Here is a 25,617-nt window from a genome sequence, read left to right on the forward strand (position 1 = left end):
GCCTGGCAACGCGGCGAAAGCGGGTTAAAGTGTCGCCGGGCAATAAAGCGCCAGCAATTCATCCACCTTTTTACGTGTGCCACCGTTACTACTGATACTGCGGCGCACTTTCACCACATGCAATTTTGCTTGATGATACCACTCACGCGTCAACGCAGTGTCGTGGTTGGAAATCAATACCGGAATTCGGTTCTGCACCAGGTTCTCGGCAATGCTGGCCAGGTTCGCCTGATGTTCAAGACCGAAACTGTTTGTGTGGTACGCCGTAAAGTTTGCCGTTGCAGAAAGCGGGGCATAAGGCGGATCGCAGTAGACGACTGAATTCGCGTCAGCGCGCGCCATGCTGTCGGCGTAGGATTCGCAGTAAAAAAAAGCACTCTGCGCTTTCTCCGCGAATTGATACAACTCCGCTTCCGGAAAATAGGGTTTTTTATAGCGACCGAACGGCACATTAAATTCGCCGCGCAGATTATAACGGCACAGACCGTTATAACCATGTCGATTGAGGTACAAAAACAGCAGTGCTCTCCGGAACGGATCCTGGCACTGGTTAAATTCCTCGCGCAACTGATAGTAAATCACCGACTGATTCGTCGCAGGCATGAACAATTCCCGCGCATGCTGAACATACTCATCAGGACGGTTTTTAACGATGTTATAGAGGCTAATCAAATCGCTGTTGATATCAGCGAGGATATAGCGGGGGAACGAGGTGTTAAGAAACACCGAACCCGCGCCGACAAACGGCTCGATCAGGCATTCACCCTTTGGCAGATATCTTTCGATATCTTCCAGCAGGGGGTATTTCCCCCCTGCCCATTTCAAAAAAGCGCGATTTTTTTTCATGCTGACTGATTACTTACACTCTCTCCGGCTGTGGAGAAAGCTCCGACAGCATATTGCGCTTTAAACATTACTTCAGATCAGCCTGAACCTGATGCAGAGGCTTGGCCCAAGGGTTTTTCGCCTGCACATCAGCGGGAAGCGTAGCAACTGCACGTTTTGCATCATCTTTTGATGCATACACGCCGCTTACCAGCACATACCATGGCTGGCCGTTACGCGTCGTCTGATAAACCACGAAATTTTTCAGATTTTCTTTCTTCGCCCACGAATTCAGGTTGCTGTAATTCGAGGAACTGCTCAGTTGCAGCGTGTAGTGGCTACCCGGAGCCGATTTCAGCTCGCCTACATTCCCGGTTGAGACTGTGCCGCTTGCTGCAGGTGCAGCAGTGGCAGCCGGCGCGGCAGCCGGCGCGGCAGCCTTAGGCTGTTGTACAGGCGCAGCAGTCGCGGACGTTGTCGTTGTCACGGGTGCTTTCACCGGAGCGGCTACCGCAGTTTCAGTGCGTTTTGGCGGCAGGGAAACCGGTTTTGACTCGGCTTTCGCGATCGGCGCTTTAACGATCGGTTTTGGCTCGATCACCATCTGTTTACGCTCAGGATGCGTTGCAGCCGCATGACTCTCTGTCGTCTGTCGAGCATTGCCGTTATGCACCGGCGCGACTGTTGCAGGTTCTGTTGGCAACGTAGAGCTTACCGCATTGTCAATCTGCGACTGGTTTTGCGGCTGCGACAGCGCGGTGTTCAGATCTCCCTGAACTTCCACTCGTTGCTGACCAGCAGGCGTTGCAGGCGATTCCCCCTGGGATGGTGTCGAGGAGATTGGCGGTAAGGTAACATCCTGCGGCGCGGGTGCATTGCCAGCAGGTTGCTGGGCAGGCAACGTGCCAGTAGCGGGCTGCGCGTTATTCGCCTGGTTACCGGATGCGGGACTGCCCGCATTGCTATTGTTACCGGAGAGATCGATAGTCTTCTCTGCCGGAGCATTCTGTTGATTTGCCGTGGAAGGTGCAGGGGATTTTAACGCAGAACCGATACCGATAATGAGCAGCAGTAGCACCAGAATGCCAATGCCCATCATCATGTACTGGCGCGAAGCAGGTTTAGCGGCAGCCGCTTTCTTACGCTTGCGCGGGCGACGTTCTTCACGCTCTTCGTCCAGAGCATCGTCTTCTTCGTCATAACCTTCTTCTTCACGCTCATCACGCGCCCGGCGGGAACGAGAAGGACGGCGGTCGTCGGTATCGAGATCAACATCATCAAAATTGATCTGCGGTTCATCGACACGATCAGAAGATTGACGAGAACGACCAGTACGACGATCGCTGGGATCGGTTTTCAGTTCGTCTTCTGGTTTGTATTCATCCATTTAACACCCCACACAAAGGCGTATGCCACGACATGCATAGCGCCCGAAGTTAAACGTCACACAACAGGTGACCAGACCTTTCTAATAGTTACGCCTGCTGGCAATCAGTAATAGCGCCAAGTACTACTTCGTGCGACACTCCGCCGCGAACTTCACTCTTCCCTATGGCTAACGGGAGCACTAAGCGCATTTCCCCCGCCAGCACTTTTTTATCGCGCATCATATGTGGCAGATAGGCTTCAGCCGTCATTTCATGCGGCCCCCTCACTGGCAGACCAGCACGCTTGAGCAGCGTCTTGATACGCTGTGTTTCTGCGTAACTGAACTGGCCAAGACGCTCAGAAACATGTGCCGCCATCACCATGCCAGCCGCGACAGCTTCGCCATGTAGCCAGTTACCGTAGCCCATTTCCGCTTCAATAGCATGGCCGAAGGTATGCCCCAGATTCAGTAAAGCACGTAAGCCAGTTTCCCGTTCATCGGCAGCAACAACTTCGGCTTTAAGCTCACAACAACGCCGGATGCAGTATGCCATCGCAGGGCCATCGAGACGCAGAAGCGCATCTATATGCTGTTCCAGCCAGTCAAAGAACTCACCATCAAGAATAATGCCGTATTTGATCACTTCCGCGAGACCGGAAGAGAGTTCGCGAACGGGAAGGGTTGCAAGGCAATCAAGGTCAACAACAACAGACGCAGGCTGGTAGAAGGCGCCGATCATGTTTTTGCCAAGGGGGTGATTTACCGCCGTTTTACCGCCAACGGAGGAATCAACCTGAGACAGAAGTGTGGTTGGAACCTGAATAAAGCGTACACCGCGCTGATAGCTGGCCGCAGCAAAACCGGTTAAATCACCGATGACGCCACCGCCCAAAGCAACCAGCGTCGTGTCACGCCCGTGTGGTTTTTGCAACAAAGCAGTAAATACGGTATCCATCACCGCCAGGCTTTTGTATTGCTCACCGTCGGGAAGAATCACGCTATCGACCTTCACGCCAGACCGTTCAAGAACGTGGCGAACCTTATCAAGATAGATCGGAGCCAGTGTTTCATTAGTGACCAGCATAACCTGATCACCAGACTTCAAAGGCGAGAAGGAAGCTGGATCGTTAAACAAACCAGCCGCGATGGTGATAGGGTAACTACGTTCCCCAAGAGTGACTGTGATCCTCTCCATGACGCGACATCCACCTTAGTTGCTTAAACCCGCAGGCCTGTGTATTAAGTCAGAATTAGTTGCTTTCCAGCATATGAATAATCTGGTTTGCGACCACTTTAGCGCTCTGGTCGTCAGTACGAACGGTCACGTCTGCAATTTCTTCGTACAAAGGATTACGTTCGTCAGCCAGCGCCTCCAGTACTTCACGCGGTGGTGCGTCCACCTGGAGAAGCGGGCGTTTTTTATCACGTTGAGTACGAGCCAACTGCTTTTCGATCGTGGTTTCCAGATACACCACTACTCCACGGGCGGAGAGACGATTACGGGTTTCGCGAGATTTCACAGAACCACCGCCAGTCGCCAGAACGATGCCCTGTTTTTCCGTCAGCTCATTGATGATTTTTTCTTCGCGATCGCGGAAGCCTTCTTCACCTTCAACATCGAAGACCCAGCCCACATCAGCTCCGGTTCGTTTCTCAATCTCTTGATCAGAATCGTAAAATTCCATATTGAGTTGTTGAGCTAACTGACGCCCAATAGTGCTTTTGCCGGCACCCATAGGCCCAACCAGAAAGATATTGCGTTTCTCTGCCATTTTTTCGGTACTACTAAGACTATTCGTTGATGATAAACCCGCTTCGCAGATACCTAGCGTAGCAGGACATGAACTGAAACCTCATATGCGATAGTGCGAGAGTCAGATCGAAAATTATCTCAGTACTCCGGCTTGTTTGGCAACTGAATAAACACGTTATCCTTCATGCTGCTTGCTATACGACGGAGACCACTGACGCTCAAATCGGTACTCCTTGTAAGCTAAATCATCTCTCACGTCAAACACCTGAACCAAGTTCCTAAGAAAAAGGGGGGGTTACAGCAGGTTTAATGTACCGCTGCCAATCGTGGGGTAATAAATACAACCAGTTCTCGCCGTTCGCTATTTTTGCCATCCTGACGGAATAGCTGGCCAATGCCAGGCAGAGACCCAAGCCCCGGAATTTGATTTTTATTCGTGGTGCGCTTTTGCGAAAAGATTCCACCAAGTGCCAGCGTGTCGCCGCTTTTTACCTCTACCAGCGTTTCAATTTCCTGTTTATCAATCGCCAGAGCTTCGCCCCCGGACTGTTGCAGCACCTGGCCTGGCATATTCTGACTGATTCGCAGCTTTAGACGAACGCGTTTATCAGGCAGCACAGTTGGTGTCACTTCCATCCCCAGTACTGCCTCGCGAAATTCGACCGCGGTATTATTTTCGCCGTTGGCAACCTGATAAGGAATTTCGCTTCCCTGTTTGATGCTGGCGGGCTGACGGTGAGAAGCCAGCAGACGTGGGCTGGCGATAATCTCCAACTGCTGCTTTTGCTCCAGCGCGGAAAGCTCCAGATCGAGCAAGCGGGCATTAATACTGCCAATATTGAATCCCACACGTGTACTGGCATTGGGAAGAGAGAGGTCCGCAGATAACGCGTTTATCTGCCCACGCGCCGTTTCGGCGCTCTGCGCAAGCCCCCATTTCACACCCAGCTCACGCAGACTTTTTTCGTTGATGGTGACAATATGAGCAGCCAGCTCAACCTGCTCGACCGGTAAATCCATTTGCGCCACCCATTTTTCGAGCATTGCCAGCCCCTCCTTATTATCCCGGATCAGCAAGCGGTTAAGCCGCGAGTCCACGGTGATCGCGCCTTGCGGACTAAGCAGTTTCCCTCCCGCTTTTGCCAGTTCTTCTGCCTCCGCATACCGCAGCACGATGATGCGCGTTTGCAACGGGGCATTCTTTTTTTGTCGGGCCTGACGGGCATCCTGTTCCGCCTGCTTTTGTTGCTGCCACGACGCGGAGTGAACCTGCCAGATTGTCCCCTTCTGACTGAGCGTTAATCCGGCGCTTTCCGCCACGGTTTGCAACGCCTGCTGCCAGGGAACATCGGTTAAGTGCAGTGACAACGTGCCGCTGATGTCTTTCTGGATCACCATATTTTGTTTTTCAATCGCGGCCAGCGTCTGTAGTACCTGTACAACCGGCACATCATCAACGGTCAGCGTGACGAGCCGCGTTGTCGCTGTGCTGGCGTAAGGCAGAGCGAAGAGCATAAGGCCCACTATCCATTTTTTCATTCTGAGCTCCATCTCGTTTCCAGCGCCATTGCGCCGGGGTGCAATCCTTACCCGTGGAAATTTGCAGCTCATCCACGGTGATAGAAATAACGCGCCATCCGGTTGGCAGTAACTCGCCAACAGTGACCCGATGCCAGTGTTTACCGGCATCACGCAATATGCCCACCGCATGTTTGCCCTGAATCATGCCGCGAAACAGCCACTGATTCAGTTGGGCGATCTTGCAGGTATCCGGTGGCGGCTGGAAAGGGTCGCGCATTCCGCTCAGTAACAGGCATAACACACAGGCAAAAACCACACGTTCAGTGATCATTGTCATGCTCCAGTTTCAGGGTAAAACGCAACAAATCAGTACCCGCTGCCAGTGAAAATGCCGGAACCTGTATGTCGCAACTGGCCAGACGCACAAACGTTTCTATCACCCGTTCCCAGCTGCTTTCCAGCACCAACTCGCCCCCATTTTTTCCTGGCTGCCAGCGAATGAGTTGACTGTGGGTCTCCTGAAAATCCAGAGGGCTAAAAGGTTGTACGGTGGGTAAAGACACATTTTCTGTTGGTGGGAATAATGCACGTAGCGTGCGCCACTGGGCCTGTAATGCGGCCTGTTGACCGCTTTGCTGAATGATTAATTGTTCCTGCGCAGCATTAAGCGGGGAAATGGTCAACCACCACACCAAAAGCAAGCCGCAAAAAATGCTCAGCAGCCAGCATGTCGTACGTTGCCATGGCGACAGCACAAACCAGAAATCAGCGTTCAGGGGCAGCATTGCTCTCCTCCTTAAGCTGGTAGTGAAATTGCCAGCGCCCCTGGGCATCCCGCTCCATTGCGCCGGTTTGTTGTAACTGAAACCCCACGATGCCGCGCAGTTGCTGCTCAAGCACAGCTAATGCACTTGCCGAGCTGGCAAGACCTGATAGCGATAATTGATTTTGCTGCCAGCGCAATTGCGTAAGCCAGGCGTTCTGTGGGAGATTTGCGGCCAGGCTAAGCAAACGTGGCTGCCATGCCAACGTATCCTGCCGACGCTGCCGGCGAACCTGCTCCTTGCGCCACGCCTCTTGCCGCGCCAGCAAAGGTTTTCTGGCTGCCGCCAGCGAGGACAGTAACGCCGTATCGGCTTGCTGCCAGAGAACCCGCCCGTAAAGATCGATAGCGACTGATGCCCGCCAAAACAAACCAACGCCGCCTGTCAACAGGATGCTGGCGATAAAAACACTCGCCCAGAGACGCACACTACGTCGCCGCCGATATTGCCGCCAGGGCAGAAAATTCACGCCAGCCATCAATATCCCCTGGCGACGGCCAGCCCGAGAGCGACAGCATAGCGATCACCTGCTGCCGGCAACGGCGGCTGACGCGAAGGCACTACGCTCCAGCAATCAAAGCCTCCAGGTAAATCGCTGCATTGCACAATTTCATCAACAGGTAGCCCCAGCACACTGGCTAACTGAACAGCACTATCGGCATCTTCCTGCACACGCCGGCCCCAGCTCTCTTTTGTTGCCCATAACCATTGCCGTTCGTCGCGCCACACCAGGCAACGGGCAGGTGGCGCGAGCCAGGGCAGTAAAGCCTGCAACGCACTGGCATCAGGCGTAATAGAAGAGAGGTGCAGCGAGAGGGCCTGCGCAATATCGAGCAGCACCGCCACGTCTTTATTCTGCGCCGCGGTCACACCATACATTTTTGCTGGCTCATCTTCCGTAAAATCAAAGCAGAGCTCGTTTTCCGCCATTTCCAGTTCGCGCGCCATCGCCTGTGATACCCAGCGGTTAAGCGCCTCTTCGCGCAGCGCAATAGCCGGGCGTGGCAGTTTTTTTTGCAGGGTCTGTACGGCGGGAAAGGCCAGTCGAACACAGTGCCGTTGCGGTAAGGATTGTCGCCAGGGACGCAGCGCGGCAAGAAGCGGTTCGGGTGTTTTAATACGCCCCTGAACAATCGTTCCGGCAGGTAAAGGAAAGTGCCACCAGCGGCGTAAAGCCTGACCGCCACGTGCGGCGGAAAGCGCCACAATAAATATACCATCTTGTTGAATATGCAGCCCAATTTGCCAGTGTCTGAATGCCATAAGTTACGATCTCCTTATCGTCTACTGGGATGACGCTATATCAATGCATCAGGCTTGCCTTTATACTACCGCGCGGTTGTTTATAAACTGCCCAAATGACTCTTAATGGGAAATCTCCAGTGAAGTTCGTAAAGTATTTATTCATCCTTGCAGTCTTTTGCATTCTGCTGGGAGCAGGCTCGATTTACGGTCTGTACAAATATATTGAGCCACAGTTACCCGACGTTGCGACGCTAAAAGACGTCCGGTTACAGATTCCAATGCAGGTGTACAGCGCAGATGGCGAATTGATCGCGCAGTATGGTGAAAAGCGCCGCATCCCGCTGACCTTGAGCCAAATTCCGCCAGAACTGGTAAAAGCGTTTATCGCTACTGAAGATAGCCGTTTTTATGAGCACCACGGTGTTGACCCGGTGGGGATTTTCCGTGCCGCCAGCATAGCGCTCTTCTCTGGCCATGCATCACAGGGAGCAAGTACCATTACGCAGCAGTTAGCGCGTAACTTTTTCCTGAGCCCGGAACGCACCATAATGCGTAAAATCAAAGAGGTGTTCCTGGCGATCCGTATTGAGCAGTTATTAAGCAAAGACGAGATCCTTGAGCTTTACCTCAACAAAATCTACCTCGGCTATCGCGCTTATGGCGTGGGCGCTGCGGCGCAGGTCTATTTTGGTAAGTCGGTCGATCAACTGACGCTAAGTGAGATGGCCGTGATTGCCGGTTTACCGAAAGCGCCATCTACTTTTAACCCGCTCTATTCGCTTGAGCGGGCAACCGCACGTCGTAACGTTGTGCTGGCGCGTATGGAGAGTGAAGGTTATATCACCGCACAGCAAGCCGACCAGGCGCGCAGCGAGGCGATACAAGCAAATTACCATGCACCGGAAATCGCCTTCTCCGCGCCTTATCTTTCCGAGATGGTACGTCAGGATATGGTCGCCCGTTATGGCGACAAAGCCTATGAGGATGGCTACCGCGTTTACACCACCATTACGCGTAAAGTGCAACAGGCTGCACAGGATGCCGTACGCAATAACGTAATGGATTACGACATGCGCCACGGCTATCGTGGTCCGTCGAATGTATTGTGGAAAATCGGTGAAGCCGCATGGAGCAGTAAAAAAATCACTGATTCACTGAAAACGTTGCCGACGTACGGGCCGCTCTCTCCGGCGGTCGTCACCAGCGCAAATCCGCAAGAAGCCGTGGCGATGATGGCTGATGGTACATCGGTTTCACTCCGCATGGACGGCGTCCGTTGGGCTCGCCCTTACCGCTCTGATACGCAGCAAGGTGCCACGCCACGTAAAGTGACGGATGCCGTACAGGCCGGGCAGCAGATTTGGGTGCGCCAGGTCGATAACGCCTGGTGGCTGGCGCAGGTGCCGGATGTGAACTCTGCGCTGGTTTCTGTCAATCCACATAATGGCGCGATCCTGGCGCTGGTCGGTGGCTTTGATTTTAATCAGAGCAAGTTTAACCGCGCGACTCAGGCACTGCGCCAGGTGGGGTCGAACATCAAGCCGTTCCTTTACACAGCGGCGATGGATAAAGGCCTGACGCTGGCAAGTATTCTCAACGATGCTCCTATTTCCCGCTGGGATGTGGGTGCGGGTTCCGACTGGCGACCGAAGAACTCGCCGGATGAATATGCCGGTCCAATCCGTCTGCGCCAGGGGCTGGGGCAATCGAAGAACGTAGTAATGGTACGTGCGATGCGCGCGATGGGCGTCGATTATGCCGCAGAGTATTTGCAGCGCTTCGGTTTCCCGGCACAAAACATTGTGCATACCGAATCACTGGCGCTGGGTTCTGCCTCATTTACGCCAATGCAGGTTGCAAGAGGCTACTCGGTGTTGGCGAACGGTGGATTCCTTGTCGATCCGTACTACATCACGAAAATCGAAAATGATCAGGGTAATGTGCTGTTTGAAGCACACCCGAAAGTAGCCTGTGCTGATTGCGACATTCCGGTAATTTACGGCGAAACGCCGAAATCAAATGTGCTGGAAAACAAAGACATGGAAAACGTCGCCACGTCACAGACGCAACAGAACAGCGCGGTACCACAGCCACAGCTGGAGCAGGCAAACCAGGCGCTGGTTCAGCGCAGCGGTGGTGAAGAGTACGCGCCGCATGTGATTAGCACGCCGCTGTCATTCCTGATTAAAAGCGCGCTGAACAGCAACATCTTTGGCGAACCAGGCTGGCAGGGTACAGGCTGGCGTGCGGGACGTGATCTCAAGCGTAACGATATCGGCGGTAAAACCGGTACCACCAACAGCTCGAAAGATGCCTGGTTCTCTGGTTATGGGCCGGGTGTTGTCACTTCCGTGTGGATCGGTTTTGACGATCATCGTCGTGATTTGGGGCGAACCACTGCTTCCGGAGCGATCAAAGATCAGATTTCCGGTTACGAAGGCGGTGCGAAAAGCGCCCAACCGGCCTGGGATGCTTACATGAAAGTAGTGCTCGATGGTGTGCCAGAAGATCCATTAACGCCGCCGCCAGGCGTGGTCACCGTCAACATCGACCGCGCCACCGGCCAGTTGGCCAGTGGTGGCAGCAGCCGTCAGGAGTACTTCATAGAAGGAACTCAGCCGACGCAGCAGGCAGTACATGAAGTGGGCACGACGATCATTGATAACGGGGAAACGCACGAGCTGTTCTGATAGAACGTGAACCCGAGGAAGCAAAAAGGGCGCAGCGGCGCCCTTTTTATTTATGATGGTGTAACGTCAGAGCCTACCCTGCCCTTTTAGCCATTCACGCACTAAAAACAGCGCGCTGACATTGCGGGCTTCATTGAAATCCGGGTCTTCCAGCAAATCCATTAAGTGCTTCAGCGGCCAGCGCACCTGTGGTAGTGGCTCAGGTTCATCGCCCGGCAGTGACTCAGGATAAAGGTTTTCCGCCACGATAATGTTCATCTTGCTGGAGAAATAGGAGGGAGCCATACTGAGTTTTTTCAGGAAAGTAAGCTCTTTTGCGCCAAATCCTACTTCTTCTTTTAACTCACGGTTAGCTGCTTCGTATATACTCTCACCGGGATCGATAAGCCCTTTGGAAAAACCCAATTCGTAAGATTCGGTGCCAACGGCATATTCGCGGATCAGAATCAGGTGCTCATCCACAATTGGCACAATCATCACGGCTTCGTGAACAGAAGGACGCATGCGCTCGTAAACACGGCGGACACCGTTGCTGAACTCCAGATCCACGCTTTCAACGTTAAAAAGACGGGAAGAGGCGACTGTTTCTACATTAAGAATGGTGGGTTTTTGCAATGATTCGCTCATTATTATCGGTCTTTGCAGAGAAACTTACGTTATTGTGCGACACTACGCACTGTTTCGGCAATGTCATTCGCCCCTAATTTACATTTTTGTAACCTCCCTGGAAGCAACTCCCAATTTATCAAAAAAGTCAATAGGTTGATATAAAACTAAGAATTTGCTGATATTACCACATTGGGGGTTTTGCTATTCTTCCTCGCAATGGTATGCGCTTAAAAATTCTCAAGTAATTACTTGCTTACAGCGGCCAGCCACATTAAATGTTTACAGGAAGGGTGCAACTGACTACACCTGTTAGAAAAAGTAAGATGGGGAAAGCATGAGCACCATTTTGATTTTTTTCGCTGCTATGCTGGCCTGCGCATTCCTCACTGGATGGATTTTCAGGTTCAGGTCTCAACGCCGGTACAGATTGCCTCATTTACAGGCATTTACCGGTGCGACAACCCGTAAAATCTTGCCAGAGGAGCGTGATGCTGTTGAGCGCTATCTGGACACGCTTTCCCGTGTACAAGATACTCCAGGCCCTACGGGCGCTCCGGCGGCGCCGGTTTCCATCAAACTCAATGCTCAGAGCAATACCGTTCTGTTTGTCGCGCACGCGATCACGCGCTATGGCATTACCACCGATGCCCCCAACAAATGGCGCTACTATCTCGATTCTGTCGAAGTGCATCTGCCGCCCTCATGGGAGCAATACATTACCGATGAGAACAATGTTGAGCTGATCCGCACTGATTCCATGCCGCTGATCATTTCGTTAAATGGCCATACGCTTAGCGAATATATGCAGGAAGAGCGCAACGGCGAGCTGGAGCACGTATCTTCCACACGTTCAGCTATTCGCGGCGAAGAGACAGAACAGATAGAGCTGCTGAATATTCGCCGCGAAACACCGGAAGAGTATGCGCTAAGCCGCCCGGACGGTATGCGTGAAGCGTTGCTGATCTGCGCCTCTTTTTTACTCTTTTTCTTCTGCCTCGTAGCACCGGAAGTTTTCGTTCCGTGGGTGGCGGGCGGCGCCGTGATGTTATTCACTGCAGGAATGTGGGGGTTATATGCGCCTCCGGCAAAAAACACTCTGCGCGAAATTCATTGTCTGCGCGGTACACCAAAGCGCTGGGGACTGTTCGGTGAAAATAATCAGGAGCAGATGAATAACATCTCTCTGGGGATTATCGATCTGATTTACCCCCGCCACTGGCAACCCTTTATCACCCGCGATCTTGGTCAGCAGACGGATATCGATATTTATCTGGATCGCCACGTTGTTCGCCAGGGACGCTTTTTGTCTCTGCATGACGAAGTGAAAAATTTCCCGTTGCAGCACTGGGTGCGCAGTACGGTGATTGCTACCGGCTCACTGGTGGTAGTGGCGATGCTGCTAATTTGGGTGCCGCTGGACATGCCGATCAAATTCACCGTTTCGTGGATTAAAGGCGCACAAACGATTGAAGCCAGTAGCGTTAATCAGCTGGAATCCGCCGGATTGCGCATCGGCGATACGCTGCGGATCAGTGGTACCGGAATGTGCAACATCCACGCGCAAAACTGGTCATCGCGCCAGATATCACCCTTTACGCCGTTTGACTGTTCGCAGATTATCTGGAATAACGCAGCCCCGCTGCCATTGCCAGAATCTGATACCGTGACCAAAGCCACTGCGCTTGCGCAAGCGGTGAGCCGTCAGCTACATCCTACAGCCAATGATGATTCACGCGTTAGCCCGGTGCTACGCTCAGCCATTCAGAAATCTGGCATGGTACTGCTGGATGATTTTGCAGATATCGTACTGAAAACGAAAGATTTATGTTCTGCAGATGATGATTGTCTGAGGTTAAAAAATGCACTGGTAAACCTTGGAAACAGCAAAGACTGGGAAACGCTGACCAAACGTGCCAGCGATGGCAAGCTGACCGGTGTTAACGTGTTGCTGCGCCCGGTGAGCGCCGAATCGCTGGATAATCTGGTGACCACCTCAACCGCGCCCTTTATCCTGCGCGAGACAACCCGTGCCGCACAAGCGCTGAACAGCCCTGCGCCGGGCGGGTTCCTGATTATTAGTGAAGAGGGTAACGAGCTGGTGGATCAGCCGTGGCCGCCAATCGCGCTGTATGACTACCCGGCGCAGGAGCAGTGGAACGAGTTTCAACGGTTGGCGCAAATGTTGATGCAGACACCGTTCCACGCCGAAGGGATCATTACCAACATCTATACCGATGCCAACGGTACCCGACACATTAGCCTGCACCGCATGCCTGATGCCACGGGCTTGTGGCGTTACGCTGGTACAACACTGCTTCTGTTTGCCATGGTCATTTGTTGCCTCTACAACAGCGTGCTGGCGCTTCGTCGCTACCAGCGTAACCGTACACGCCTCGAAGAGATTGTGCAGTATTACGAAAGCTGCCTGAATCCGCGCCTGCTTCCTACGCAGGACAGCCTTACCTGATAATCACCCGCAACGTGAGCTATGTTAATCTGTTGCGCACGTTGTCCCCTGGCTGGAGTTTTAATGTACCTTGATATTGCATGGCAGGATGTTGATACCGTTCTGCTGGATATGGACGGTACTTTGCTGGATCTGGCGTTTGATAACTTTTTCTGGCAAAAACTGGTGCCGGAAACCTTCGCCGTCCAACAAGGAATAACGCCTGAGGAAGCTCAGAACGTTCTTCACAAGGAGTATCACGCGGTGCAGCATACACTAAACTGGTACTGTCTGGATTACTGGAGCGAACGTCTCGGGCTGGATATTTGTGCAATGACGACACAACAAGGGCCGCGCGCAGTATTGCGCGAAGATACAGTGCCCTTTCTGGATGCACTTAAAAAAAGCAGTAAGCGTCGTATTCTGCTGACCAATGCGCATCCACACAATCTTGCCGTCAAGCTTGAGCACACGGGCCTGGCTTCGCACCTTGATTTACTGCTTTCCACCCATACATTTGGTTATCCGAAAGAGGATCAACGCCTGTGGCAGGCCGTAGCGGAAGAGACGGGGCTATGTGCCGAACGGACACTGTTTATCGATGACAGCGAACCGATTCTTGATGCGGCAGCAACCTTTGGCATTCGTTACTGTGTTGGCGTGACGAACCCAGATTCCGGGCTGGCAGATAAACGCTATCTACGTCATCCCGGAACCAATGACTACCGTGATCTGATCCCTTCACTTCTCAAGGAGATGTGATGAAACAGCAGCCCGCACAAGAAGTCCGTCTGGATAAGTGGCTATGGGTGGCGCGTTTTTATAAAACTCGCGCCCTTGCCCGCGAGATGATTGAAGGTGGCAAAGTGCATTACAACGGTCAGCGCAGCAAGCCGGGTAAAATCGTCGAGCTGAATGCTACGCTCACGCTGCGCCAGGGAAACGACGAACGTACTGTGATCGTCAAAGGCGTGACGGAACAGCGCCGCCCGGCAACCGAAGCCGTTGAGCTGTATGAGGAAACGGCAGAAAGTATTGAGAAACGTGAAAAAATGGCGCTGGCGCGTAAGATGAACGCGCTTACAATGCCGCACCCAGATCGCCGACCGGACAAAAAAGAGCGCCGCGATCTGCTGAAATTTAAATCTGGTGGCAGCGAGTAACGCGCACCTGCAAGAGAGATAATCATGGCCAATCAAGACCAATTACACCGCTATCTGTTTGAAAATTATGCCGTGCGCGGCGAACTGGTGACTGTTTCCAACACCTGGAAGCAGATGCTGGAAAACCATAACTATCCGCTGCCGGTAAAAACACTGCTCGGTGAACTGTTGGTTGCGACCAGCCTGCTGACCGCCACCCTGAAATTTGCCGGTGATATTACCGTGCAATTGCAGGGTGACGGCCCGATGAATCTTGCAGTGATCAACGGCAACAACCGCCAGCAAATGCGCGGCGTTGCCCGAGTGCAGGGTGACGTCCCGGCGAACGCCGACCTGAAAACGCTGGTGGGTAACGGCTATCTGGTGATTACCATTACGCCGGAAGAGGGCGAGCGTTATCAGGGCGTAGTTGGCCTCGAAGGCGATACGCTGGCGGCGTGTCTGGAAGATTACTTTATGCGTTCAGAACAGTTGCCGACCCGCCTGTTCATCCGCACGGGTGAAGTAGATGGCCAGCCGACGGCTGGCGGTATGCTGCTGCAGGTGCTGCCCGCGCAGGAAACCCAGGTCAACGATTTCGAACACCTGGCGGTCCTGACCGAAACGGTAAAAGCGGAAGAGCTGTTCTCTCTGGCGGCAGAAGAAGTGTTGTGGCGTCTGTACCATGAAGAAGAAGTCACGTTGTACGATCCGCAGGACGTTGAATTTAAATGTACCTGTTCGCGCGAGCGCTGCGCTGCGGCGCTGAAAACGCTGCCGGATGAAGAAGTGGACAGCATTATTGCCGAAGAAGGTGAAATCGACATGCACTGCGATTACTGCGGTAACCACTATCTGTTTAACGCGATGGATATTGCGGAGATCCGCAATAACGCCTCTCCGGCCAACCCGCAGGTTCATTAATTCCCCCTTCCCTAATGCCGCCTTTGGGCGGCATATTTTGCATTACACGTCACGTTTCCGCTAAAATCCCCGATGTAATTCTTACGTAACTTTCTTTCATGAAAGCGATTCCAGTCACAAAGTAACGGTTAAAAATAGCGATTTATAGCCTTTTTGGAACATTTTTCCGATTATTGTCACCGTTTTTGTCACAATACGTCTCGCTAAGTGACGTAAATGATAGTGTTTTGCGAAAGTCAGCTTTATCGGGATTCGAAAATCTATGAACATCGTCCGGGTAAGCGGCGATAAACAACCCTACAATTTCAGGCAGTACAATTGGCTAAGGAGTAGTGACATGCGCGTTAAGAGCTTAACCCCGCAAGATCTCAAGGCTTATGGTATCAACGATGTTCAGGATGTCGTCTACAACCCCGATTACGATACGCTGTATCAGGAAGAGCTCCGTCCAGACCTGGAAGGATATGAACGTGGTGTTCTGACGAATTCTGGTGCTGTCGCCGTCGACACCGGTATTTTTACCGGCCGTTCGCCAAAAGATAAGTACATTGTCCGTGATGACACCACTCGTGACACCGTGTGGTGGGCCGATAAAGGCAAAGGTAAGAATGATAACAAACCGCTCTCGCCGGAAGTCTGGAAGCATTTAAAAGGCCTTGTGACGGAACAACTCTCCGGCAAGCGTCTGTTTATTATCGATGCGTTTTGCGGCGCGAACCCGGACAGCCGTCTTTCAGTCAGGTTTATCACCGAAGTCGCCTGGCAGGCTCACTTTGTCAAAAACATGTTTATTCGCCCGACGGATGAGGAACTGGCAGGCTTCAAACCCGACTTTATCGTGATGAACGGGGCGAAATGCACCAATCCACAGTGGCAGGAACAGGGCCTCAATTCGGAAAATTTCGTCGCCTTCAACCTGACCGAACGCATTCAGTTGATCGGCGGAACCTGGTATGGCGGCGAAATGAAAAAAGGGATGTTCTCAATCATGAACTACCTGCTGCCGTTAAAGGGGATCGCCTCGATGCACTGTTCTGCTAATGTTGGCGAGAAAGGCGACGTTGCGGTCTTTTTCGGCCTTTCCGGCACCGGCAAAACGACGTTGTCCACCGATCCGAAACGCCGCCTGATCGGTGATGACGAACACGGCTGGGATGACGACGGCGTCTTCAACTTTGAAGGCGGCTGTTACGCCAAAACCATCAGACTTTCGGAAGAGGCTGAACCGGATATATTCCACGCCATCCGCCGCGATGCGTTGCTGGAAAACGTCTGCGTCCGCAACGACGGCAGCATCGATTTTGATGATGCGTCGAAAACGGAAAATACACGCGTATCGTATCCGATTTACCATATTCACAACATCGTCAAACCCGTGTCGAAAGCTGGTCACGCCACACGAGTGATCTTCCTGACCGCCGACGCGTTCGGGGTATTGCCGCCAGTTTCCCGCCTTACAGCAAGCCAGACACAGTACCATTTTCTCTCTGGCTTTACCGCTAAGCTGGCCGGAACAGAGCGCGGTGTGAACGAGCCGACGCCAACCTTCTCCGCCTGCTTCGGCGCAGCCTTCCTGTCACTACACCCGACACAATATGCCGAAGTGCTGGTAAAACGGATGCAGGCTGCCGGTGCACAGGCGTATCTGGTGAACACGGGCTGGAACGGAACCGGCAAACGCATCTCCATCAAAGATACGCGGGGGATTATCGACGCAATTCTGGATGGTTCACTGGACGATGCGGAAACCTTCACTCTGCCGATGTTCAATCTGGCTGTGCCAACCTCATTACATGGCGTTGATTCGCGCATTCTCGATCCGCGCAATACGTACGCATCACCAGAACAGTGGCAAGAGAAAGCAACCCAGTTGGCGAAGTTGTTTATTGAGAACTTTGATAAATATACCGATACCGCAGCGGGAGCCGCGCTGGTCAGCGCCGGACCGAAACTGTAATTCGGCTACGCAAGAGAAACAAAACCCGCCATATTCTGGCGGGTTTTTTTATGCTTCTTTGGTGGATCCGCTCAGGCGAACAACAGGAATTGGCAGCCAGGCACGAATCGACAATCCGCCGCGCTCGCTGGTGCCTAACTCCAGTTGGCCGTTATGGTTATCGATGATTCGCTGCACAATAGCCAGCCCTAAACCGGTACCGCTGGTGCTACGCGCGCTGTCGCCGCGAACAAACGGCTGGAACAGATGTTCACGCTGTTCAGGTTTAATCCCCGGCCCGTCATCCTCAACCTGGAACCAGGCGCGATTCAGTTCAGTACCGCTGCTGACTTTGATCCAGCCGTTACCGTAGCGCGCCGCATTCACCACCATATTGGCGACTGCGCGCTTAATGGAGAGCGGATGCATGCGTACAAAGATCTCACTGTCGTTCAGGCCTGTTTCGATCTCACGTTCGTAACCGCTTTCGGCGGCGATGACCTCGCCAAGTACAGCATTTAGATCTGCCACTTCCATTGGCATCTCCTGACCGGTACGCAGGTAATCGATAAACTGCTCGATAATCGCGTTACACTCCTCGATATCTTTATTAATCGATTCAGAAAGATAACCATCTTCTTCCGCCATCATCTCCGTCGCCAGACGGATGCGCGTCAGCGGCGTGCGTAAATCGTGGCTCACCCCGGCCATTAGCAGCGTACGATCGTCCGCCAATTGTTTCACCCCGGCGGCCATCTGGTTGAAAGCGCGGGTGACGGAACGAACTTCTGACGCGCCGTACTCACGTAACGGTGGCGGAATATGCCCTCGCCCAACCTTAAGCGCCGCATGTTCAAGGTCAACGAGAGGTCGGTTCTGAATACGAATAAAGAGCCAGGCGCCGCCTATCGCCATCAGCATAATCGCCAGCGTGTAGCGAAACAGCGGCGAAAAATCGCCCTGGTGGATTTCCGTCAGCGGCACCCGCACCCAGATATTGGGCGACAGCCAGGTTTTCAGCCACACTACCGGAGAGCTTTTGTTCACTTCAACGCGCACTTCGGTCGGGCCCCCGAGCTGTTGCGCCATCTGCTGACTCAAGAATTCATAATGCTGCGCCCAGCGCAGACCCGCGTCTTCCGCCGCTTCATTGGAATAGAGAGAAATGCCCAGTTCGCGGTAAATTTCACGACGAAACGCGGGTGGTACCACCAGTTGCGTCCCATCCTCCAGTTGCAGTTTATCGGTCATCAGCATACGAACTTCGTAGGCAAGCACCTTATTAAACTGCTGGAGGCTAGGCAAAATGGCGAAATTCAGCACCACAAGGTATGTCGTCACCAGGCTGGCGAACAGCAAGGTGACGATAAGCAACAGCGTTCGGGCAAATGAACTTCGCGGCGAGAAGCGCACGCGCATCATGCTTTAGAACCGTCCGGCACAAATACGTAGCCCAGACCCCAAACGGTCTGGATATAGCGCGGATGCGCCGGATCCTCTTCCACCATGCGGCGCAGGCGGGAGATCTGAACGTCGATGGAACGTTCCATCGCTGAATACTCACGACCGCGCGCCAGATTCATCAATTTATCGCGGGAGAGCGGCTCGCGCGGGTGGCTAACCAGTGCCTTAAGCACGGCAAACTCACCGCTGGTTAACGGCATCGGCTCATCTTCACGGAACATCTCGCGTGTGCCGAGGTTCAGTTTGAACTTACCAAACGCAATGACCGCTTCTTCCTGCGACGGTGCGCCCGGCAGCTCATTTGCCTGACGACGCAATACCGCGCGGATGCGCGCCAGCAATTCACGTGGATTAAACGGTTTCGGAATATAGTCGTCGGCACCGATTTCCAGGCCAACAATACGGTCCACTTCTTCCCCTTTTGCCGTTACCATAATGATCGGCATCGGGTTGCTCTGGCTACGCAGGCGGCGGCAGATGGAGAGACCATCTTCACCTGGCAGCATCAGATCCAGCACCATCAGATGGAAAGATTCACGGGTTAACAAACGATCCATTTGTTCGGCGTTAGCCACGCTACGAACCTGGAAGCCCTGCTCGGTAAGGTAACGCTCAAGCAATGCGCGCAAACGCATGTCGTCATCCACTACCAGAATCTTATAATTCTCTTGCATTGTTTATACTCCCAAAGGTTCCGAAAATTCTGTTTCTGTATTCTAAAAAAGCGCACGTTAACAGCCAGCAAAATCTGGTATAAATTCTAGTCGAAATTGTTACAAAGCATATTTAACAGCAAGTTATATGCATTCACCATCACATAAAACATGATTAATCTGCACTTTACGCAATACCGTTTGTAAAGTCTGTACATCAAAGCGTGTCACAAAGAGAAGGCCGAAGTATGAAAACGCCCCTGATCACTCGCGAAGGTTATGACAAACTGAAGCAGGAACTCGATTTTCTCTGGCGTCAGGAGCGCCCGGAAGTCACGAAAAAAGTGACCTGGGCGGCAAGCCTGGGCGATCGCAGCGAAAACGCTGACTATCAGTACAACAAAAAACGCCTGCGCGAAATAGATCGCCGGGTGCGTTATCTGACAAAGTGTCTGGAAAATCTGAAAATCGTTGATTATTCGCCGCAACAGGAAGGCAAAGTCTTTTTTGGCGCATGGGTGGAGATCGAAAACGATGACGGCGATACTCTGCGCTTTCGCATCGTCGGCTACGATGAGATCTTTGGTCGCAAGGATTACATCTCTATCGATTCGCCGATGGCTCGCGCCCTGCTAAAAAAAGAAGCTGGCGATGTGGCGGTCGTACAAACGCCGGGCGGCGAAGCCACCTGGTACGTCAATGAAATCGAATATGTGAAATAACCACCACAGAACAATCCAGGAACCAACCCAGCGGCTGGCATTTTACAGTGTCAGTCCGTATAACTATCCGCTGATTTTGTTCAGAAGATGATGAAAGAAATGATGAATGATTCGCTCTGCCGCATTATTGCGGGTGAACTTCAGGCACGAACCGAACAGGTGGAATCCGCCGTTCGCTTGCTTGATGAAGGGAATACCGTGCCGTTTATCGCACGCTACCGTAAAGAGGTCACCGGCGGTCTGGACGACACGCAATTGCGTCAGCTCGAAACCCGCCTTGGTTACCTACGCGAGCTGGAAGAGCGCCGCCAGGCAATCCTAAAATCGATTGGTGAGCAGGGCAAACTCAGCGATGAACTGGCGAAAGCCATCAACGGTACGCTAAGCAAAACCGAACTCGAAGATCTCTATCTTCCTTACAAACCGAAGCGCCGTACGCGCGGGCAAATCGCGATTGAAGCCGGTCTCGAACCGCTGGCAAACCAACTGTGGAATGACCCGTCTCAGGATCCGGAAACGCTGGCTGCCAGGTTTGTGGATGCGGATAAAGGTGTTGCCGACAGCAAAGCGGCGCTTGATGGCGCGCGTTATATCCTGATGGAACGCTTTGCTGAAGATGCAGCCCTGCTGGCGAAAGTCCGTGACTATCTGTGGAAAAATGCTCATCTCGTGGCGACGGTTGTCAGCGGCAAAGAGGAAGACGGCGCGAAATTCCGCGACTATTTCGATCATCACGAACCGGTTTCTACCGTTCCTTCGCACCGCGCGCTGGCGATGTTCCGCGGACGTAATGAGGGCGTGCTGCAACTGGCGCTGAATGCCGATCCGCAGTTTGACGAGCCGCCGAAAGAAAGCCATTGCGAGCAGATTATTATCGACCATCTCGGCCTGCGTCTGAATAACGCCCCGGCAGACAGCTGGCGCCGCAGCGTCGTAAGCTGGACGTGGCGTATTAAGGTCCTGATGCACCTTGAAACTGAATTAATGGGCACGGTGCGCGAACGCGCAGAAGATGAAGCCATTAACGTCTTCGCCCGTAACTTGCACGATCTGCTAATGGCCGCACCGGCTGGGCTGCACGCAACAATGGGGCTCGATCCTGGCCTGAGAACCGGCGTGAAAGTGGCGGTGGTCGATGCTACCGGCAAACTGGTCGCAACCGACACTATTTACCCACACACCGGACAGGCCGCGAAAGCGGCAGTTACCGTGGCGGCACTGTGCGAGAAACACAACGTCGAACTGGTGGCGATCGGTAACGGTACGGCATCGCGCGAGACCGAACGTTTCTACCTCGATGTGCAGAAACAGTTCCCGAAAGTGATCGCGCAGAAAGTGATTGTCAGCGAAGCGGGCGCGTCAGTCTACTCCGCCTCCGAGCTGGCGGCGCTGGAGTTCCCGGGTCTCGACGTTTCTTTGCGCGGCGCGGTCTCTATCGCCCGCCGTTTACAGGATCCACTTGCTGAACTGGTGAAAATCGACCCGAAATCAATCGGCGTTGGTCAGTATCAACATGACGTCAGCCAGACACAGCTGGCACGTAAACTGGATGCGGTTGTTGAAGACTGCGTAAACGCCGTCGGCGTTGATCTAAATACCGCTTCGGTGCCGTTGTTGACACGCGTGGCCGGTTTAACCCGCATGATGGCGCAAAATATCGTCTCATGGCGCGATGAAAACGGTCAGTTTCAGAACCGTCAGCAACTGCTAAAAGTGAGCCGCCTTGGGCCAAAAGCCTTTGAACAGTGCGCAGGCTTCCTGCGTATTAACCACGGCGACAACCCACTGGATGCTTCCACCGTTCACCCGGAAACCTATCCGGTGGTCGAGCGAATTCTGGCAGCAACCGCACAGTCCCTGCGTGATCTGATGGGCAACAGCACAGAGTTACGTAAACTGAAACCGTCCGAGTTCACCGACGAGCAGTTCGGCGTGCCGACGGTCACCGACATCATCAAAGAACTAGAGAAACCGGGCCGTGACCCACGTCCGGAGTTCAAAACCGCGACCTTTGCCGAAGGCATCGAAACCATGAACGATCTGTTGCCAGGCATGGTACTGGAAGGCGCAGTGACCAATGTCACCAACTTTGGTGCGTTCGTTGATATCGGCGTGCATCAGGATGGGTTGGTACATATCTCCTCGCTGGCGGATAAGTTCGTTGAAGATCCGCATACAGTGGTGAAAGCAGGCGATATTGTGAAGGTGAAAGTGCTGGAAGTGGATCTACCGCGTAAACGTATCGCATTGACCATGCGTCTGGACGAACAACCGGGCGATAGCAACAGCCGTCGCGGCAGTGGCAATGGCGGTAGTCGCGATGCCGGTAACCGGAGCAGTGCGCGTCCGAAATCACCACGGGATCGCAGCCCTCAAGCTGGCGGCAACAGCGCAATGATGGATGCGCTGGCGACGGCGATGAGTAAAAAACGTTAATCCTGTCCCCTCTCTTGCGGGAGAGGGGATATTTTTGTGCAATGCCGTCGAAAAAGCGCAATTCTCTCAGCGCTATTACTCGCAGAAATTTATTAACTTATTATTTTTGTTGCTTATTAATATTCAAAATTATTCATCAATATACTGCTATTGCGTTTATTTATCATAATGTATATCACCGGGCTTTCGGCCCGCTTTACATTTAAGCTATTAAGAGCCCGACATAAATAACAATTATTTATTTCCTGTTGATATCGTACTGCACTACGCACAATTCAGAACCCAACTCATTTTTGAGCTACGTCAAAACAAAATCGAATTTTTATTTCTTCTTCCGTTCTGACGCATTTTTATTATTGATGATAAAAACTATTCTCATTATCATTGTTCTCGTTGATTACTCTTTACTCTCACTGGCTCGTGGTGCGTCGTGGCGACGTACGGCAAACATCGGCTCGCAGCAAAAATAAGTAGGCACTATGCATTTATCTCCTGGCAGCGTGTGGAAAATTACCGGCTTCTCACAGCAAATAAGCCCGGCCTGGCGGCAAAAGCTCCTGTCATTAGGTATGTTGCCCGGCTCATCGTTTAATGTGGTACGGGTGGCACCATTAGGCGATCCCATTCATATCGAAACCCGCCGCGTTAATTTAGTGTTACGGAAAAAAGATCTCGCTTTTCTCGAGCTGGAAGCCATTTCCCGTTAACCGGTCAGCTATGACATAGAGTGCTAAGTAAAATGAAAAAATTGACCATTGGTTTAATTGGTAATCCTAATTCGGGCAAGACTACATTATTCAATCAGTTAACGGGCGCGCGCCAGCGGGTTGGAAACTGGTCTGGCGTGACGGTAGAGCGCAAAGAGGGTTTTTTCACCACAACCGATCACCAGGTTACGCTGGTTGACCTGCCCGGCACTTATTCGCTGACCACCATTTCGGCGCAAACATCGCTGGATGAGCAGATTGCCTGTCACTACATTTTGAGCGGCGATGCCGATCTGCTGATCAATGTTGTGGATGCCTCGAATCTTGAACGCAATCTTTATCTGACGCTGCAACTGCTTGAGCTGGGCGTACCGTGCATCATCGCCCTTAACATGCTGGATATCGCTGAAAAGCAAAAAGTACGCATCGATATTGACGCTCTTTCAGCCCGCCTTGGCTGCCCGGTGATCCCGCTGGTATCAACGCGTGGTCGCGGTATTGAGGCACTGAAACTGGCAGTGGATCGTCATCGCGCGAATGACAATATCGAACTGGTGCATTACGCCCAACCGCTCTCCCGTGAAGCCGACACGCTGGCCGCACAGATGCCGGATGAGCTTCCGCAACAGCAGCGCCGCTGGATGGGCATGCAAATACTCGAGGGTGATATCTACAGCCGCGCCAACTCTGGGATCAACAACCAGCAATTCGACGCCGCGCTCTCTCGTCTGAAAGCCGGGATGGACGATCCGGCGCTACATATTGCCGATGCGCGTTACCAGTCAATTGCCGCCATCTGCGATACCGTCAGTAACACGTTAACGGCCGAGCCGAGTCAGTTTACCGCAGCCGTTGACCGCATTGTGATCAACCGATTTTTGGGTCTGCCGATCTTTCTGTTCGTCATGTATCTGATGTTCCTGTTCGCCATCAACATTGGTGGTGCATTCCAGCCGATCTTCGACGCCGGTTCAGTCGCAATTTTTATCCATGGCATTCAGTGGCTGGGCGCCACGCTGCACTTTCCGGAATGGCTGACAGTCTTTCTCGCGCAGGGGCTTGGCGGCGGGGTGAATACCGTACTGCCACTGGTGCCGCAGCTTGGCATGATGTACCTGTTTATGTCATTCCTCGAAGATTCCGGCTATATGGCACGTGCGGCCTTTGTGATGGACCGATTGATGCAATCGCTGGGGCTGCCGGGAAAATCCTTCGTGCCGCTGATTGTGGGTTTCGGCTGCAACGTACCGTCAGTGATGGGTGCCCGTACGCTGGATGCCCCGCGTGAACGGTTAATTACTATCATGATGGCACCGTTTATGTCCTGTGGCGCACGCCTGGCCATTTTCGCCGTCTTCTCGGCGGCATTTTTCGGCCAGCATGGCGCGATCATCGTTTTCTCACTCTACTTGCTGGGGATTGTGATGGCGATCCTCACCGGGTTGATGTTGAAATTTACCCTGCTGCGCGGCGAAGCATCGCCATTCGTGATGGAGCTGCCGGTCTATCACGTACCGCATCTGAAAAGCCTGCTGCTGCAAACCTGGCAGCGCCTGAAAGGCTTTGTGCTCCGCGCGGGTAAAGTCATCATCATTGTCAGCATTTTCCTCAGCGCGATGAATAGCTTCTCGCTGGATGGCCGTACGGTACATAAAATCGATGAATCTGCACTGGCGTCGATCAGCCGGATATTTACGCCGCTGCTGGAGCCCATTGGCGTGCATGGTGATCACTGGCAGGCCACCGTCGGTCTGGTCACCGGCGCGATGGCGAAAGAAGTGGTAGTGGGTACACTGAATACGCTTTATACCGCCGAAAATATTGAACAAGCCGGCTTTAATCCAGCAGAATTCAGCCTGAGCGGCGAGCTGATTGCCGCGCTGGAAGATACTGTGAAGAGCGTGCGCGATACCTTCAGTCTAAGCGTGCTGGCTAACCCAATCGAAGCCAGTAAAGGCGACGGTGAAATGGCGACGGGTACAATGGGCGTAATGAGCCAGAAGTTCGGTAGCGCAGCCGCCGCCTACAGCTACCTGATTTTCGTCCTGCTGTACGTGCCGTGCATTACCGCTATGGGCGCGATCGCCCGCGAAGCGAGCCGTGGTTGGATGGGCTTCTCAGTGCTGTGGGGGCTGAATATCGCCTACTCACTGGCAACGTTGTTCTATCAAAGTGCCACCTTTAACCAGCATCCACTCTACAGCCTGACCTGCATTTTGGCTGTTCTCCTGTTTAATGTGGTGGTGATTAGCGCGCTGCGCCGTGCCAGAAGCCGGGTGGATATCAGTACGCTGGCGACGCGGAAAACTGTCGCCAGTTGCTGTGACAGCCCGACAGGCGACTGTCATTAA

Annotated in this window: 22 protein-coding genes; 10 read left to right on the forward strand and 12 right to left on the reverse strand. The window is 53.0% G+C overall.

Annotation, left to right across the window (positions count from 1 at the left end):
• Positions 1-24 precede the first annotated feature (24 nt).
• The 9 genes from dam to BM427_RS21625 all read right to left on the reverse strand — a co-directional run bounded on the left by dam (position 25) and on the right by BM427_RS21625 (position 7,555).
• Positions 25-846: an adenine-specific DNA-methyltransferase gene (gene dam, locus BM427_RS21580; protein WP_090125673.1), complete on the reverse strand. Its 822-nt coding sequence runs from the start codon at positions 844-846 to the stop codon at positions 25-27.
• A 67-nt stretch (positions 847-913) separates the two neighbouring features.
• Positions 914-2,212 carry a cell division protein DamX gene (gene damX / locus BM427_RS21585; protein ID WP_090125676.1) on the reverse strand — a complete coding sequence of 433 codons (1,299 nt, stop codon included), beginning with the start codon at positions 2,210-2,212 and terminating at the stop codon, positions 914-916.
• An 88-nt stretch (positions 2,213-2,300) separates the two neighbouring features.
• On the reverse strand, positions 2,301-3,389 hold the full coding sequence (aroB, locus tag BM427_RS21590) for a 3-dehydroquinate synthase (protein ID WP_090125679.1): 1,089 nt from the start codon (positions 3,387-3,389) through the stop codon (positions 2,301-2,303).
• A gap of 55 nt (positions 3,390-3,444) precedes the next feature.
• Complete coding sequence (gene aroK, locus BM427_RS21595; protein ID WP_090125684.1) at positions 3,445-3,966, reverse strand: shikimate kinase AroK; 522 nt, start codon at positions 3,964-3,966, stop codon at positions 3,445-3,447.
• Positions 3,967-4,253: 287 nt separating this feature from the next.
• Positions 4,254-5,486 (reverse strand): DNA uptake porin HofQ, encoded by a 1,233-nt coding sequence (gene hofQ / locus BM427_RS21605; RefSeq protein ID WP_090125688.1) that lies wholly within the window; start codon positions 5,484-5,486, stop codon positions 4,254-4,256.
• A complete protein-coding gene (locus BM427_RS21610) occupies positions 5,401-5,799 on the reverse strand; it encodes a HofP DNA utilization family protein (RefSeq protein WP_090125691.1) in 399 nt (132 codons plus the stop codon). Before BM427_RS21610 ends, hofQ begins: the two co-directional genes overlap by 86 nt.
• Entirely contained in the window at positions 5,789-6,253 is a 465-nt protein-coding gene (locus BM427_RS21615) for a HofO family protein (protein ID WP_244316539.1), read from the reverse strand. Before BM427_RS21615 ends, BM427_RS21610 begins: the two co-directional genes overlap by 11 nt.
• Positions 6,234-6,770, reverse strand: coding sequence for a PilN domain-containing protein (locus tag BM427_RS21620; protein WP_090125694.1), 537 nt, complete (start codon positions 6,768-6,770; stop codon positions 6,234-6,236). The genes BM427_RS21615 and BM427_RS21620 overlap by 20 nt, the downstream gene beginning before the upstream one ends.
• Positions 6,770-7,555 (reverse strand): DNA utilization protein HofM, encoded by a 786-nt coding sequence (locus BM427_RS21625; RefSeq protein WP_090125697.1) that lies wholly within the window; start codon positions 7,553-7,555, stop codon positions 6,770-6,772. The genes BM427_RS21620 and BM427_RS21625 overlap by 1 nt, the downstream gene beginning before the upstream one ends.
• Positions 7,556-7,674: 119 nt before the next feature.
• Between BM427_RS21625 and mrcA the strand changes: the two genes are divergently transcribed.
• Positions 7,675-10,227, forward strand: a complete 2,553-nt coding sequence (gene mrcA / locus BM427_RS21630; protein WP_167518549.1) for a peptidoglycan glycosyltransferase/peptidoglycan DD-transpeptidase MrcA — start codon at positions 7,675-7,677, stop codon at positions 10,225-10,227.
• A 66-nt stretch (positions 10,228-10,293) separates the two neighbouring features.
• On the opposite strand, the gene nudE is transcribed toward mrcA, so the two are convergent.
• The gene (nudE, locus tag BM427_RS21635; RefSeq protein WP_090125702.1) at positions 10,294-10,854 is read right to left on the reverse strand and encodes an ADP compounds hydrolase NudE; all 561 of its coding nucleotides are present in this window, start codon (positions 10,852-10,854) and stop codon (positions 10,294-10,296) included.
• A gap of 316 nt (positions 10,855-11,170) precedes the next feature.
• On the opposite strand from nudE, the gene BM427_RS21640 reads away from it, so the two are divergent.
• The 5 genes from BM427_RS21640 to pckA all read left to right on the forward strand — a co-directional run bounded on the left by BM427_RS21640 (position 11,171) and on the right by pckA (position 17,305).
• Positions 11,171-13,303 (forward strand): intracellular growth attenuator family protein, encoded by a 2,133-nt coding sequence (locus BM427_RS21640; RefSeq protein ID WP_090125705.1) that lies wholly within the window; start codon positions 11,171-11,173, stop codon positions 13,301-13,303.
• Positions 13,304-13,366: 63 nt separating this feature from the next.
• Positions 13,367-14,044, forward strand: a complete 678-nt coding sequence (gene yrfG / locus BM427_RS21645; protein WP_090125708.1) for a GMP/IMP nucleotidase — start codon at positions 13,367-13,369, stop codon at positions 14,042-14,044.
• Positions 14,044-14,445: a ribosome-associated heat shock protein Hsp15 gene (hslR, locus tag BM427_RS21650; protein WP_090125711.1), complete on the forward strand. Its 402-nt coding sequence runs from the start codon at positions 14,044-14,046 to the stop codon at positions 14,443-14,445. The genes yrfG and hslR overlap by 1 nt, the downstream gene beginning before the upstream one ends.
• Before the next feature lie 24 nt (positions 14,446-14,469).
• The gene (gene hslO, locus BM427_RS21655) at positions 14,470-15,348 is read left to right on the forward strand and encodes an Hsp33 family molecular chaperone HslO (RefSeq protein WP_090125714.1); all 879 of its coding nucleotides are present in this window, start codon (positions 14,470-14,472) and stop codon (positions 15,346-15,348) included.
• Between the two features lie 337 nt (positions 15,349-15,685).
• Positions 15,686-17,305 carry a phosphoenolpyruvate carboxykinase (ATP) gene (gene pckA, locus BM427_RS21660; protein ID WP_090125717.1) on the forward strand — a complete coding sequence of 540 codons (1,620 nt, stop codon included), beginning with the start codon at positions 15,686-15,688 and terminating at the stop codon, positions 17,303-17,305.
• A gap of 48 nt (positions 17,306-17,353) precedes the next feature.
• Here the strand turns inward: pckA and envZ are convergent, their stop codons facing one another.
• Positions 17,354-18,706: a two-component system sensor histidine kinase EnvZ gene (gene envZ / locus BM427_RS21665; protein ID WP_090125720.1), complete on the reverse strand. Its 1,353-nt coding sequence runs from the start codon at positions 18,704-18,706 to the stop codon at positions 17,354-17,356.
• A complete protein-coding gene (ompR, locus tag BM427_RS21670; RefSeq protein ID WP_001157751.1) occupies positions 18,703-19,422 on the reverse strand; it encodes an osmolarity response regulator transcription factor OmpR in 720 nt (239 codons plus the stop codon). The genes envZ and ompR overlap by 4 nt, the downstream gene beginning before the upstream one ends.
• A 227-nt stretch (positions 19,423-19,649) precedes the next feature.
• On the opposite strand from ompR, the gene greB reads away from it, so the two are divergent.
• The 4 genes from greB to feoB all read left to right on the forward strand — a co-directional run bounded on the left by greB (position 19,650) and on the right by feoB (position 25,617).
• A complete protein-coding gene (gene greB, locus BM427_RS21675; protein WP_035888949.1) occupies positions 19,650-20,123 on the forward strand; it encodes a transcription elongation factor GreB in 474 nt (157 codons plus the stop codon).
• A gap of 99 nt (positions 20,124-20,222) precedes the next feature.
• Positions 20,223-22,559 (forward strand): Tex family protein, encoded by a 2,337-nt coding sequence (locus BM427_RS21680; protein WP_090125938.1) that lies wholly within the window; start codon positions 20,223-20,225, stop codon positions 22,557-22,559.
• A 479-nt stretch (positions 22,560-23,038) separates the two neighbouring features.
• Entirely contained in the window at positions 23,039-23,266 is a 228-nt protein-coding gene (gene feoA, locus BM427_RS21685) for a ferrous iron transporter A (RefSeq protein ID WP_090125723.1), read from the forward strand.
• Positions 23,267-23,298: 32 nt separating this feature from the next.
• Positions 23,299-25,617: a Fe(2+) transporter permease subunit FeoB gene (feoB, locus tag BM427_RS21690; RefSeq protein WP_090125726.1), complete on the forward strand. Its 2,319-nt coding sequence runs from the start codon at positions 23,299-23,301 to the stop codon at positions 25,615-25,617.

The sequence above is a fragment of the Kosakonia arachidis genome (assembly GCF_900116535.1).
Taxonomy (GTDB): Bacteria; Pseudomonadota; Gammaproteobacteria; order Enterobacterales; family Enterobacteriaceae; genus Kosakonia; species Kosakonia arachidis.

Excerpts from the sequence above, each read along its gene's own strand:
- BM427_RS21610 (WP_090125691.1), bottom strand. The coding sequence starts at position 5,799 with ATGATCACTGAACGTGTGGTTTTTGCCTGTGTGTTATGCCTGTTACTG.
- BM427_RS21640 (WP_090125705.1), top strand. The coding sequence starts at position 11,171 with ATGAGCACCATTTTGATTTTTTTCGCTGCTATGCTGGCCTGCGCATTC.
- hofQ (WP_090125688.1), bottom strand. The coding sequence starts at position 5,486 with ATGAAAAAATGGATAGTGGGCCTTATGCTCTTCGCTCTGCCTTACGCC.
- BM427_RS21625 (WP_090125697.1), bottom strand. The coding sequence starts at position 7,555 with ATGGCATTCAGACACTGGCAAATTGGGCTGCATATTCAACAAGATGGT.
- pckA (WP_090125717.1), top strand. The coding sequence starts at position 15,686 with ATGCGCGTTAAGAGCTTAACCCCGCAAGATCTCAAGGCTTATGGTATC.
- BM427_RS21680 (WP_090125938.1), top strand. The coding sequence starts at position 20,223 with ATGATGAATGATTCGCTCTGCCGCATTATTGCGGGTGAACTTCAGGCA.
- yrfG (WP_090125708.1), top strand. The coding sequence starts at position 13,367 with ATGTACCTTGATATTGCATGGCAGGATGTTGATACCGTTCTGCTGGAT.
- dam (WP_090125673.1), bottom strand. The coding sequence starts at position 846 with ATGAAAAAAAATCGCGCTTTTTTGAAATGGGCAGGGGGGAAATACCCC.
- aroB (WP_090125679.1), bottom strand. The coding sequence starts at position 3,389 with ATGGAGAGGATCACAGTCACTCTTGGGGAACGTAGTTACCCTATCACC.
- hslR (WP_090125711.1), top strand. The coding sequence starts at position 14,044 with ATGAAACAGCAGCCCGCACAAGAAGTCCGTCTGGATAAGTGGCTATGG.
- feoA (WP_090125723.1), top strand. The coding sequence starts at position 23,039 with ATGCATTTATCTCCTGGCAGCGTGTGGAAAATTACCGGCTTCTCACAG.
- aroK (WP_090125684.1), bottom strand. The coding sequence starts at position 3,966 with ATGGCAGAGAAACGCAATATCTTTCTGGTTGGGCCTATGGGTGCCGGC.
- nudE (WP_090125702.1), bottom strand. The coding sequence starts at position 10,854 with ATGAGCGAATCATTGCAAAAACCCACCATTCTTAATGTAGAAACAGTC.
- hslO (WP_090125714.1), top strand. The coding sequence starts at position 14,470 with ATGGCCAATCAAGACCAATTACACCGCTATCTGTTTGAAAATTATGCC.
- damX (WP_090125676.1), bottom strand. The coding sequence starts at position 2,212 with ATGGATGAATACAAACCAGAAGACGAACTGAAAACCGATCCCAGCGAT.
- feoB (WP_090125726.1), top strand. The coding sequence starts at position 23,299 with ATGAAAAAATTGACCATTGGTTTAATTGGTAATCCTAATTCGGGCAAG.
- BM427_RS21615 (WP_244316539.1), bottom strand. The coding sequence starts at position 6,253 with ATGCTGCCCCTGAACGCTGATTTCTGGTTTGTGCTGTCGCCATGGCAA.
- ompR (WP_001157751.1), bottom strand. The coding sequence starts at position 19,422 with ATGCAAGAGAATTATAAGATTCTGGTAGTGGATGACGACATGCGTTTG.
- greB (WP_035888949.1), top strand. The coding sequence starts at position 19,650 with ATGAAAACGCCCCTGATCACTCGCGAAGGTTATGACAAACTGAAGCAG.
- envZ (WP_090125720.1), bottom strand. The coding sequence starts at position 18,706 with ATGATGCGCGTGCGCTTCTCGCCGCGAAGTTCATTTGCCCGAACGCTG.
- BM427_RS21620 (WP_090125694.1), bottom strand. The coding sequence starts at position 6,770 with ATGGCTGGCGTGAATTTTCTGCCCTGGCGGCAATATCGGCGGCGACGT.